The 12,559-nt window shown below is 74.5% G+C and carries 6 protein-coding genes; 5 read left to right on the top strand and 1 reads right to left on the bottom strand.

The annotated features are described in order from the left end of the window. Positions 1–14: 14 nt before the first annotated feature. A complete protein-coding gene (locus ABIH81_RS20655; protein ID WP_349876538.1) occupies positions 15–5,972 on the bottom strand; it encodes an SDR family NAD(P)-dependent oxidoreductase in 5,958 nt (1,985 codons plus the stop codon). 198 nt (positions 5,973–6,170) lie between these two features. On the opposite strand from ABIH81_RS20655, the gene ABIH81_RS20650 reads away from it, so the two are divergent. The 5 genes from ABIH81_RS20650 to ABIH81_RS20630 all read left to right on the top strand — a co-directional run bounded on the left by ABIH81_RS20650 (position 6,171) and on the right by ABIH81_RS20630 (position 12,552). Next, entirely contained in the window at positions 6,171–7,049 is an 879-nt protein-coding gene (locus tag ABIH81_RS20650) for a DUF6039 family protein (protein ID WP_349876537.1), read from the top strand. Between the two features lie 6 nt (positions 7,050–7,055). Continuing rightward, a complete protein-coding gene (locus tag ABIH81_RS20645; RefSeq protein ID WP_349876536.1) occupies positions 7,056–7,814 on the top strand; it encodes an enoyl-CoA hydratase-related protein in 759 nt (252 codons plus the stop codon). Positions 7,815–7,819: 5 nt separating this feature from the next. Continuing rightward, entirely contained in the window at positions 7,820–9,964 is a 2,145-nt protein-coding gene (locus tag ABIH81_RS20640) for an acyltransferase domain-containing protein (RefSeq protein WP_349876535.1), read from the top strand. A gap of 690 nt (positions 9,965–10,654) precedes the next feature. Beyond that, a complete protein-coding gene (locus ABIH81_RS20635) occupies positions 10,655–11,281 on the top strand; it encodes a Crp/Fnr family transcriptional regulator (RefSeq protein WP_349876534.1) in 627 nt (208 codons plus the stop codon). Continuing rightward, on the top strand, positions 11,278–12,552 hold the full coding sequence (locus ABIH81_RS20630; protein ID WP_349876533.1) for a cation:proton antiporter: 1,275 nt from the start codon (positions 11,278–11,280) through the stop codon (positions 12,550–12,552). Before ABIH81_RS20635 ends, ABIH81_RS20630 begins: the two co-directional genes overlap by 4 nt. Positions 12,553–12,559 lie beyond the last annotated feature (7 nt).

The following is a 12,559-nucleotide window of genomic DNA, read 5'->3' as shown; positions in this document are numbered from 1 at the left end:
CTCCGGTTCTCTGGTCAGTCGGTGGTGACGAGTTGCAGCCGCAGCAGGGACGCCGTGAGCGGCTCGCCCGCGTCCGGCCGGGCCGGGGGTGGCGCCTCGGCCGGCGCGTCGCCGTCGAGCCACAGCCGCCGGCGCCGGAACACCGGCCGGGGCAGCGGCGTCCGGCGGACCGGTCCCGGCGGCGCGCCACTGAGCACGAGGTGGGCGTTGGTGCCGCCGAGACCGAACGAGCTGACGCCGGCGACGCGTTCTGATCCGGCGGGCCAGCCGACCGGTTCCGTGGTGGGGTGCAGCGGCGAGCGGTCGAAGTCGAACCGGGGGTTCGGCGTGTCGCAGAACAGCGTCGGCGGGATCGTGCCGTGCTCCAGGGCGAGCGCCACCTTGAACAGCCCGGCCATGCCGGCGGCGCTGAGCAGGTGGCCCAGGTTCGACTTCACGCTGCCGATCTCGATCCGGCCGCCGGCCCGGTCGCCGAAGACGTCGTTGAGGGCACGCAGCTCGATCGGGTCGCCGATGAGCGTGCCGGTGCCGTGCGCCTCGAGCATCGCGATGTCGGCGGGCCGCCGGCCGGCGGCGGCCAGCGCCTGCCGGACCACGTCGGCCTGGGCGGCGGGGCTGGGGGTGGTGACGCCCATGGTGTGCCCGTCGTTGTTCACCGCGACGCCGTCGATCACGGCGTGGACGCGGTCGCCGTCGGCGAGCGCGGCCGCCAGCGGTTTGAGCAGCACCACGCCGCAGCCCTCGCCGGGTACGAAGCCGTCGGCGCGTTCGTCGAACGTCCAGCACCGGCCGGTCGGGGACAGCGCCCGGGCGGCGCTCAGATCGAGGTACGTCTCCGGGTCCAGCAGCACCTCGACGCCGCCGACGACCGCCAGCTCCGACTCCCCCCCGAGCAGGCTGCGGCACGCGACCTGCACCGCGACGAGCGACGACGAGCAGGCGCTGTCCACGACCAGGTTCGGGCCGCGCAGGTCGAAGTGGTGTGCGACGCGGGCGGCGATGAAGTTCTGGTCGGAACGCAGGACGTCGGTGCGGATCGGGACGCGCCGGCCGTAGTCGGACAGCCGCGCTCCGGCCACGACGGCGACGCGCCGGCCGCGCAGTTCGTCCGGGGCGTACCCGGCCTCCGCCAGGCACTCCGCGGTGCCCTCCAGGAACATCCGGATCGCCGGGTCCAGGCAGCGGGCCTCGTCGTCGCCCATGTCGAAGTAGCCGGGGTCGAACCACTCGATGCCCTCGACGAAGCCGCCCCACTTGCTGATCGACCGCCCGAGGCCGGGCTCCGGCGAGTACCAGCGGCGGTGGTCCCAGCGCTCGGCCGGCACCTCGGTGACCGCGCAGCGCCCGTGGAGCAGGTTGTCCCACAGCGTCGCGACGTCGGTCGCCCCCGGGAACCGGCAGGCCATGCCGATCACGGCCACCCGTCCGTCCAGGTCCGCCCGCGCCCCGCCGCCCACCGCCGCCGCCTGCGCCGCCGTCGGCACAGGCTCATCAACGGGTACGGGCGCAGTCACGGGCTCGGGCGCCGTCAGCGACTCGGCCGCAGTCACCGGCTCGGGCTCGGGATTCGCGGCCTGCACGCCGAGGTGGGCGGTGAGCCGCTCCAACGTGGGGTGCAGCAGCAACGTCGCCGGGTCGAGATGGGTGCCGAGCCGCTCCTCGATACGGACCAGCAGCTCGCCGAGCAGCACCGAGTCCACGCCCAGGTCGCCGAACTCGACGGTCGGGTCGAGGTCGCGCTCGGGAATGCCCAGCGCCGCCGAGAAGATGCCCACGAGCCACCCCGGCGGGACCGCCGGCCCACCCGACGCCACCGGGACGGTGGCCGTGCCCGTAGCCGTGGCTGGCGCCGTTCCCGTGCCCGTAGCCAGGGCTGGCGCCGGGGCCGGGGCTGGGGTCGAGGCCGTCGCCGAGACCGGGGCGGGCGTACCGGCAGCCGGAACGCCCGTCACGGCGGTGGGTGACGCCGGGGCCGGGCGGCGCGGGCGCAGCCGTAGCAGAGCGTCCGGGTCGGGGGCGTCGCCCAGCGGCGGGCACGGCAGCACCACCGCGCCGGCCGGCAGGGCGAGCACGCGGTCGACGACGCGTAGTCCGGCGGCGTCGTCCAGCGGGGCGAGACCGGCCGGCGCGCACGGGTTGGGGCGTCCGCTCGTGGACCCGGTCTGTGCCCACTGCGGCCAGTCCACCGAGCGGAACTCGGTACGGCCGGCGGCGATCCGGGCGCGGACCAGCTCGTCGACGGCGATGTTCGCGGCGGCGTAGTCGGAGACCCCGGCGGCCAGCCCGGTCACCGTGGCGCAGACCGAGGAGAACACCAGGAAGAAGTCGAGCGGGTCGGCGGCGCACAGCGCCGCCAGGGTCTCGAAACCGTCCAGTTTGGGCGCCATCACCGCGCGTACGTCCGCCAGATCCTTGTGCAGGAACGCCGGGTTGCCCCGGCTCTCCACACCGGCGCAGTGCACGACGCCCCGCAGCGGGCCGAGTTCGGCGCGGACCTGCCGCAGGAACTCCTCGACGCCGGGGAACCCGCCGGCGTGCTGGAGCACGCGCACGCCGCGGGCGCGCAGGTCGTCCGCGACCCCGGTGTCCGCGTGGACGCCGACCAGGGCGATCGACCGGGCGCCGTGACCGGCCAGGTGCCGGGCGACGAGCGCGCCGACGCCCCGGGTGCCGCCGGTCACCAGGTACGCCCCGGCCGGGTCGCAACGCAGCGGCGCATGGGGTGCCGGTACGAGGTCCAGGCGCGGCCGGTACCGACGGCCGCCGGCGTACCGGACCTCGCCGTAGGCGTCGTCCCGTACCCATTCGGCCCGGATCCGGGCGGCGAGGTCGGTGTCTTCGCCGGGGCGGTCGGTGTGCAGCACGGTGGCGGTGACGCGGGCGTACTCGGCGCCGAGGACCTTGACGAAGCCGGCCGCGCGGACGTCGCCGACGGCCGTCTCCAGGATCCGCACCGGCGTGGCGGGACGCTCGGCCAGCAGCCGCTGCACCATCCGTACCCGGGTCTCCCAGCCGGGCCCGCCGGGCAGGCCGACCAGCCCGCCGACGTCGGGCACGCGGGACAGCACGGCGGCGAGGTCCGCCACGTCGTGCACGGCCAGGCCGCCGAGGCGGGCGACGAGATCGGGACTGCCGCCGACGCACAGCATCACCCCGGCCACCGGCGACGCGGCCGATCCGGGATCGGGGTCCGGCTCCCACCCCTTGACGTAGAGCGGCACCTCGGCGGCCGCCGGCTCGACGATCGGCGACGGCGACGGCGTCGCCCCGACGGCCGGCGCCGGCTCGGCGATCGGCGCATGCGTGCCGGACGGCCCGGCGCCCGCCGGTGCGTCCTCGGGCACCCAGCAGCGCATGCGGGCGAACGGGTACGCCGGCAGGTCCACGACGGTCCGGCCCGGCTCGTGGAGCGCGGCCCAGTCGACGGCTCCGCCGGTCACCCAGTGCCGGGCGAGGTCGGTCAGGCTCGCGCCGGCCGGCGGCGCGGCGTCCGGGTCCGGCGCCACGGGGGCGCGCCCGCGCAGCACGGCGGGGTCGGTGCGGTAGCCGGCGAGGCGTTCGCACAACGTCGCGACGTCCTCGACCACGACCGCCAGCCGCTGCCGCAGCGGCTCCCGGCCGACCTGGAGCGTGTAGGCGATGTCGGCGAGGGCCGGCCCGTCGTGCGCCAGCAGCGCGGCGGCGTGGTCGGCGGCCGAGCCGGCATGCTCCCCGGCGGCGATCCGCCGGACCGCCGCGACGAGGTCCGCCGTGCTCGGTCCGCGGTCCCGGCGCAGGTACGCGACGAGCCGCCGCACCACCTCGTCGAGGCGATCCTCGTCGTAGGCGGACAGGACGACGAGCTGCGGGCCGGGCAGTGCGGCCGGCCGGGTACGGGCGGGTGGCGCGGCGACGATCGCGTGGGCGATGGTCCCGCCGGCGCCGAACGAGCTGACGCCCGCGACCCGGGGTCCGGTCCACTCGGCCCGCTGCCGCTGCACCCGGAACGGCACGGCGTCCCAGGGGATGTTCGGGTTGAGTTCGTCGGCGTGCAGCGACGGCGCGAGCACGCCGTGCCGCAGTTGCAGGATGACCTTGGTGAGACCGGCGAGCCCGGCGGCGGCCTCGGTGTGCCCGATCGTCGACTTCACCGAGCCGATCGGGATGCTGCCGGGCGGCAGGCCGGTCCCGGCCGCGTCCCGGTACGCCCGGGTCAGGCCGTCGATCTCGACCGGGTCGCCGAGCGCCGTGCCGGCGCCGTGCGCCTCCACGTAGCCGATCTCGGCGGGTCCGGTACGGGCGTCGCGCAGCGCCCGCCGTACCACCTCGGCCTGGGCGACCGGGCTGGGCACGATGTAGCCGTTCGTCCGTCCGGCGTGGACGACGGCGGTGCCGCGGATCACGGCGTGCACCGGGTCGCCGTCGTCGAGCGCCCGCCGCAGCGGCTTGAGGATCAGCGCGCCGACCCCCTCGGCCGGTACGAACCCGTCGCCACCGGCACCGAAGGTCCGGCTGCGCCGGTCGCTCGCGGTGAGCTTCATCCGGTGCTGCTGGATGAACTTGTTCGGGTGCAGCGACAGGCTGACGGCGCCGGCCACCGCCAGTTCGGCCTCGCCGCGCCGCAGGCTCCGCACGGCGAGGTCGAGCGCGACCAGCGCGGAGGAGCACATCGTGTCCACGGTCAGGCTCGGGCCGTGCAGGTCGAAGCAGTACGACACCCGGTTGGCGATGCCGCCGAGCGTCGCGCCGGAGTCCTGCGGGACGCCGCGCAGGGTCCGCTCCGCCCCGAACAGCGGATACTCGTTCCACATCGCGCCGGCGTACACGGCGACCGAGGAGTGGTGCCGCTCCCGGAGCCGGGCGCGGGTGTACCCGGCACTCTCCAGCGCGGCCCAGGTCACTTCGAGGAACAGCCGCTCCTGCGGGTCCATCAGGGCGGCGTCGCGGGGGGTGATGCCGAACAGCAGCGGGTCGAACCGGTCGACGTCGTCGAGGTACCCGCCGTCCATGAGGTGGGTCGGCCATCCCGGTCGCGCCCGGTCCGGCGGGTGCGGGGTGACGCAGTCGCGGCCGTCGACGAGGTTGTCCCAGAACGCGTCGAGGTCGGGCGAGCGCGGATAGCGTCCCGCGACGCCGATCACCGCGATCTCCGTCTCGTGCTCCTCCCCCGGCTCCCGCGCCCCGGCGACGGCCGGGGCCGGCCCGACGGCCGGGGCGGGCGGCGCCGCGGGTGCGGTGGGTACGGCGGGTGCGGCGGGTGTGGCGGGTCCGGTAGGTCCGGCTGGCTCGGCGGGAACCGCGCCGGCGGGCGCCGTGCGGCCGGCCGCCGCCAGCGCCGCGGCGACCTCGGCGAGGGTGGCGTGCTCGAAGAACAGCGTCCGCGACCGTTCGCCCAGGTCGCTCTCCAGCCGGGCGGTCAGCCGCGTGACGAGGAACGACGACAGGCCCAGCTCGGTCAGCGGCAGGAGCGGGTCGACGGACTCGGCGGGCAGGCCGGACACCTCGGCGTACACCTCGACCAGGTAGGCCCGCAGCGACCCGGCCTCATCGCGCGGCCGGGCGGCGGGCGGGGCCGGCGGCGCCGCACCGAAGGGGTAGCCGGGCAGCGGCACCCGCGGGCGTGGGCCCGGCCAGTACCGCCGCCAGTCGACCAGGCCGCCGCCGACCCAGTCCGCGGCGGCGTCGGCGTCGGTCGGCGCGGCGGCCGGCTCGAACGGCACCCCGGCGACGCCGTGCAGCACCCCGTCGCGGGCCTCGCCACGCAGGTAGGCGTCGAGTCCGCCGACCAGGTCCGCGACGCTCGCGCACCGCACGGCGAGCCGGTGCGGCAACGGCATCCGGCCGACCTGCGTGGTGTACGCCACGTCGGCGAGGTCGAGCGCCGGCTCCGTGGTGGAGACGTGCTCGCGCAGCCGGTACGCGGACCGGCGTAGCCGCTCCGGATCGGCGGCGGAGAGGACAACGGCGTGGGCTGGATCGGTCTGTTGCGTCACGGCACCTGCCCGCCTGGGAAGGGTCGACGGCCGTGGATCCCGGCCGAGACATCACGCTAGGCAGTCGTACCGGCTTCGCCTGCTCAACGTTGAGCAGGCCGGTTGCTTCCGGCGCCCGCTCAACCGTGAGCAGACACGCCGTCGGCCGTCCCCGTAGAAACGGGCCGGAACCGGCGATCTCACCTGAGGAGCGAACCGATGACCACGACGGTCGAGCCGTACCGCGCGCTGAACCAATCGTCGCTGCCGCTGGAGCGGGTGCTGCACACGCTCAACTCCGGCTTCATCCTGCACCGGGTCGGCCAGATGGCCTACGGGTTCGCCGCCGAGGGGCGCCAGTTCAGCGTGGACCTGCTGCAGTACATCAACACCTCGCAGGAGGGCGTGGCGACCTCGTTCGCCTTCGAGGAGGTGTTCGGCGGCCGGGACCGGATGCACTGGTTCATCCACCTGAAGTCCCCGCAGGACTACCGGATCCTGCTCAACATGGTCGACCACGACCTGGAGTTCCGCCGGATCTCCGACGAGGACCGGCTGCCGCACAAGGGCGGCGGCAACTGGGACCGCATCTTCGTCCACCGCAGCCTGCACGAGGACGTGCTCGTACCGCAGCACGGGATGGACCACGACGGCGACGACGCGGAGCCGGCGACCTTCGTGCCGCCCGCCTCGTCCCAGCTCAACCAGCCGCCGGAGCAGCAGATCAACTCCGCGACCGCGGGCGCGATCGTCATGCGGACCTCGGACGTCAAGTACGAGTACCGCGAGGAGGGCCGGATGTACGCGGCCCACTGGCAGCACTTCGTCAACGAGCGGCTCGCCGGCCGGGTCACCGCGACGCTGTACGAGCAGACCTGGGGCCAGCAGGACCACCTGTTCCAGCTGATCCACCTGCGCAGCGTCGACGACTACCACGAGCTGGCCGAGCTGGAGCGGAGCAAGGAGATGGCCAGCGAGGTGTTCGGCCGGCGCCGGCTGCACGAGTCCAAGGGCGGCGGCACCTGGGACCGGCTGTTCATCGAGGGCAGCATCCGCGACACGCTGCTGCTGCCGCAGGTGCCGAGCGGCGCGGCCTGAGCACCGATGGCGTACCGCACGATCGAGCTCCGGCGCGAGCCCGGGCTGTTGCGCGTCACGCTGGCCCAGCCGGAGCGGCGCAACGGCATCGACGACGAGACGCTGCGCGAGCTGCACGCGGCGCTCGACGAGGCCGAGGGCGACGCCGGCTGCCGGGCGGTGGTCCTGGCCGGGCGTGACGGCGTGTTCAGCACCGGCATGGACTTCCAGAGCGCCGCCGGTGACGGTGGCGCCTCCGACGGCGGCGCGGCGTTCTTCGCCCTGCTGGAACGCTTCACCACCGTGCCGCGGGTGGTGATCGCCCAGGTGGACGGGCAGGTCGCCGGTGGTGGTGTCGGGCTGGCCGCCGCCAGCGACTTCGTGCACGCCACCGCCCGCAGCACGTTCGCGCTGCCGGAGGCGCTGTGGGGGCTGCTGCCCTGCTGCGTGCTGCCGTTCCTGGTGCGGCGGGTCGGGTTCCAGAAGGCGTACGCCGCGACGTTGAGCACGCAGGCGATCCCCGCGGCCGAGGCGTACCGGATCCATCTCGTCGACGAGGTCGCCGAGCGTCCCGAGACGGTGCTGCGGCAGCTCCTGTTCCGCCTCAACCGCCTCGACCCGGTGGTCGTCGGCGACGCCAAGCGGTACTTCCGGGCGTTCTCCGGGGTCGACGACCGGTTGCGCGAGCACGCGGTGACCGAGTTCGGCCGGCTGATGTCGGCGCCCGCGGTACGGCAGCGGATCACGGAGTTCGTCGCGCACGGCCGCTACCCCTGGGAACGGTGATCGCCGTGCGCGCGTGGGTCTTCCCGGGGCAGGGCTCGCAGCACCCCGGCATGGGCGAGGGTCTCCTGGACCGGTTCCCCGCCGAGTGCGCCACCGCCGAGCGGATCATCGGCGTGCCACCGGCGCGGCTGTGCCGGGACGCCCGGGGCGAGTACCTCGGCCGCACCCGGTACGTGCAGCCCGCCGTGTTCCTGGTCAGCGTGCTGGCCGCCCGGGCCGCGCTGGCGGACGGCCGGCCGCCACCCGAGGTGGTGGCCGGGCACAGCCTCGGCGAGTACGCCGCGCTGCATCTCGCCGGCTGCCTGGACTTCGACAGCGCGCTGAGTCTGGTCGTCCGCCGTGGGCGGCTGATGGAGAGCGTCACCGGCGGCGGCATGGTGGCGGTGCTCGGCCTGCCGCTGTCGCGGGTGACGGAGCTGCTGGCCGAGATCCCGGACGTCGACCTGGCCAACCACAACCTGCCCGACCAGTTCGTGCTGGCCGGCAGCACGGCGGGCGTCCGCACTGTCGTCGACGCCGTGCGGCGGCTCGGTACCGGCCGCTGCGTGCCGCTGGCGGTCAGCGTGCCGGCGCACTCCCGGTTCATGGCCGGCGCCGCGGAGGCGTTCGCGGTGGCCCTGCGCGACGTCGCGCCGGCGCCGCCGTCGATCCCGGTGGTGAGCAACGTGACCGGGTTGCCCCATGTCCCGGGCGAGATCCCGGGCACGCTGCTGCGGCACTTCGTCGAGCCGGTCCGGTGGTGGGACACGATGTGCCTGCTGGCCCGGTCGGGGGTGACCGAGCCGGTCGAGGTCGGTCCCGGTGAGGTGCTGACCAAGATGTGGCGCCGGGCCGCCGGGAGCCTGCCGGCGCCCGCTCCAGGCGGGCCGCTCGCGGTGGCCGCGCCCGTCCCGCCGCCCGCGCCGGTCCCGCCTCCGATGGCCGCGCCGGTGGCGCGCGGTCACGACCCCGGGCTGCCGCCGGCCGCCGCGTCGCGTCCGCGCCCGGCGGGCTCGTCCGGGCTGCGGGCCGACTACGGCATCCGGTACGCCTGCCTGGCCGGGTCGTCGCCGTTCGGCGTCACGTCACCGGCGTTCCTCCGGCGGCTGTCCGAGGCCGGGCAGCTCGGCTTCTTCGGCGCCCAGGGTCTGGCCCCGGCCGAGATCCGGGCCGCCCTGGCCGAGCTGCGCGACGTCCGCCGGTACGGCATGGCCTGGCCGTCCGGTGGCGACGAGCGGGCCCTGTGCGACCTGTACCTCGCCCACGACGTCCGCCATGTGGAGGTCACCGGCCCGCTCGCCGTGGTGTCGCCGCAGCTCGTACGGTTCCGGCACGGCGACGGTCCCCGGCAGGTCATGGTCCGCGCCCCGGATCTGGCCACCGCGGTCCGGTTCCTGCGCCCCGCCGACCCGGCGACGGTACGGGCGCTGGCCGCCGCCGGGCACCTGGACAGCGCGTCCGCGGGCGCGGCGGCGCGGGAGGCGGTCGCCACCGACGTGGCCGTCGAACGGGACGCGCACGCGCTGGTGCCGGTCCTGGTGGCCCTGCGCGACCGGGAGGCGCCGGGGACGCGGATCGGGGTGGCCGGGGTGGGCACCCCGGCGGCCGTGGCCGCCGCCTTCGCGCTCGGGGCCGACTTCGTCGTCACGACGACGGTGAACCAGTGCACCGCCGAGGCCGCCACCTCGGACGCGGCGAAGGATCTGCTCGCCGCGCTCGACGTCACCGACATCCGCGAGGCGCCCGATCCGGACCTGTTCGAGCTCGGCGCGCGGTCTCCGGTGGCGCACCGGGGCACGCTGTTCGCCGCTCGTGCCGAGGAGCTGTACCGGATGTTCCTGCGCTACGACCGGCTGGCCGACGTCGGTCCGCGGCGGCTCGCCGAGTTGGAGCGGACGCACTTCGGCCGTCCGCTGGACGAGGTGCGCGCCGATCTCGGCGTCGCGGGGCGGGACGACCGGCACGTGCTCGCGTCGGTCTGCGCCGCCTACTGCCGGGAGGCCACCACCGCAGCCCTGCGCGGCACGGCGGGTCAGCGGCTGAACTACCGGGTGCCGGCCTCCACCGACGTCGGGGCGTTCAACCGGCTCGTCGCGGCGGAGCCGCTGGCCGACTGGCGGGCCCGGCACGCCGAGCTCGTCACCGAGCGCCTGCTCCGCGAGGCAAATTGACCTAAATCCTTAAAAAGGCCAGCCGGTTCCCATTCCGCTGACAATCACCCCCTACGAACCGAACCGAGGTCACAAAATGCCTGGTCATTGCTCTGCGTAGACACCTGCCACCCAATTAGTTACGATGGCGGCGGGCATTAATGCTGCTCAATCGAGCAGTATGTGCAACCCTCGCCCACACCCTTCGGAAGGCCCCTTGCATGCATTTGCTTCACTGGATGAACGCGTCCCGAACGTGGAAGGAATCAGACACCACAGATCGATGGACATCGCGGGTCGCACCATGCCTCCACCCGGTTTAACGTCCCTCACCTGCGACTACGTGGTGGAACCGCTCCCCTGCCGGGCACCCGGCACACCGAGGGCGACCGACGGGACGAACGGCCGGCACGAGCCGTATTGCAATTACGACAGGAAGCCGACACCGCGCTGACAAATTACTTGCCGGCGTTGCGGCTGCACTGTCAACGATTGATAGCGTCACGCATTCACCAGCGAATGTTCAGGAACCTGACAACACGCCCGAGCACCGACATCGGGCGCCAGGAGGCCTCCTTGCGAATCGCCGGCGCCACTACCAGTTTGCGTAACGAGCTGAATCGGCTGATCCGGGACGATCCGACTTTCGCCGTCCGCACCCATGTCCCGCGAGGCGGGGCCGCGTACAACTCCGGCGACCACGATCTGCGGATGTACCTCGTGGAGGTCGGCCAGTTCAAGACCATCGCGTCCTCCGCGGACGGCAAGCAGTGCCTGCTGTCGATCCACACGCGGGGCGACATGTTCGGCGAGCTCGGCCTGCTCGGCGGACCACGCCACGACACCGCCCGGGCCATGCGCGACAGTGTGATCAGGAGAGTCAACTCGGCGAAGCTGTTCGACCTGCTGAGCAGCGACGAGCAGCTCAACTGGCACTTCACCCGGTTCCTCATGGCCAAGCTGCTCGACCAGCAGCAGGCCATCACCCAACTGGTCACCATGGACAGCGAACACCGGCTGGCCGCGACCCTGCTGCGACTGGCCCGCAAGGTGGGCCGGCGGCTGAACCTCGGCATGCAGATCGACGCGAAGATCACCCAGGAGGAGCTGGCCAGCATGGTCGGCACCACCCGGTCCCGCGTCGGGCTGTTCCTCAAGCACTTCCGCGCGGCGAAGCTGGTGGATCAGCTGCCCGGCGGATATCTCCTGATCAACGAGCCGGCGCTGACCCGGTACGTGGAGTGCGGACAGTACGAGCCCGCCCGGTGGGGCGCCGACCCGATCCGGCCGGTGAACGGCGCGCGCCTGCTGCGCGGCGACCGGGAGCTGTCCGCGTGAGCGCCGTCCTGGTCCTCCTGCACGGAGCCGCGCTGCTCGTGGCGCTGCTGCTCGTCGGCGGGATCGGACGAGCCGTGGCGCGGCTGTTGCGGCAGCCGCCGGTGATCGGGGAGATCGTCGCCGGTCTCCTCGTCGGCCCGGCCCTCGTCCTGTTCGCCGGTCACGACGGGCTGGCGGCGGTGCTGCCGGAGGACGTACGCGCACTCCTGCGCCTGGTCGCCGAGGGCGCCCTGGTGCTCTTCCTGGTCGGCCTCGCGCGTGAGCTGCGGGTCGGGCCGGCGCGCGACGACCGCAGGCTGGCCTGGGTGACCGCCGGGGCGATCGTCCCGGCGCTGGTCTGCGGTGTGCTCGTCGCGCTGTGGGTCCAGTTCGTCGCCGGCCCGGCCGTACGCGGCGACGCGCCGGTGCCGGCCTTCGTGCTGGGCGTCGCGGTGACGCTGTCCATCACCGCCGTACCGGTGCTGGCGCGGCTGCTGACCGAGCGGGGCCTGACGGAGACGGCAGCCGGGGCCCTCGCGCTGGCCGCCGCCGTGGTCGTCGACGTCATCGGCTGGCTGCTGCTGTCCCTGGCCGTCGGGCTGGGCGCCGGGGGCCCGGCGACCTTCGGCCGCGCGATGGCGGTCCTCGCCGGAGCGTTGCTGCTGGCCGGCGGGATCCGGTGGGTGCTGCGCCGCGGCCGGGCGGCACGCTGGTGCGGCCGGTGGCCCGCCGCCAGTGCCGTGGTTCTCGGCGTGGTGGCTCTCGTGGTCGGCTTCGGCGTCCATCTCCTCGGGCTGACCGCCGTGTTCGGCGCGATCCTGGTCGGCCTGGCGGTGCCGCCCGGCGAGCCCTGGGACGCGCCGACCGGCGCCGTGTCCCGGCTCGGGCGGTCGCTGCTGCCGATCTTCTTCGTGAGCGCCGGGCTCACCGCGCTGACCGGCGCGGTCGGCAGCACGCCGTGGTCGCTGGTGGTCGTCGTGCTCGCCCTCGGCCTCGTCGGAAAGATCGGCGGCGGCTATCTCGGCAGCCGGCTCGGCGGCTGCTCCCCCGCGGAGGCCACGCGGATCGGCATCCTGCTCAACACGCGCGGGCTGACCGAGCTCATCGTGCTCCAGGTCGCCTTCCAGGCCGGCATCCTCAGCCCGCCGCTGTTCCTCGCCCTGCTCATCATGGCGCTGGTCACGACGCTTCTCACCGGCCCGCTGCTGTCGTTGGCGGACCGGTTCGGGCGGGCCGCCGACGCCGACGCCTCGGGCGCCGTGTCCGGCTCGTCAGTGGTGAGCCCTCGATGACGGGTAC

It is taken from the genome of Micromonospora sp. HUAS YX12 (assembly GCF_040215685.1).
GTDB lineage: Bacteria > Actinomycetota > Actinomycetes > Mycobacteriales > Micromonosporaceae > Micromonospora > Micromonospora tulbaghiae.
The sequence above is the reverse complement of the archived record's forward strand: the minus strand, read 5'-3'. Positions and strand labels throughout refer to the sequence as shown.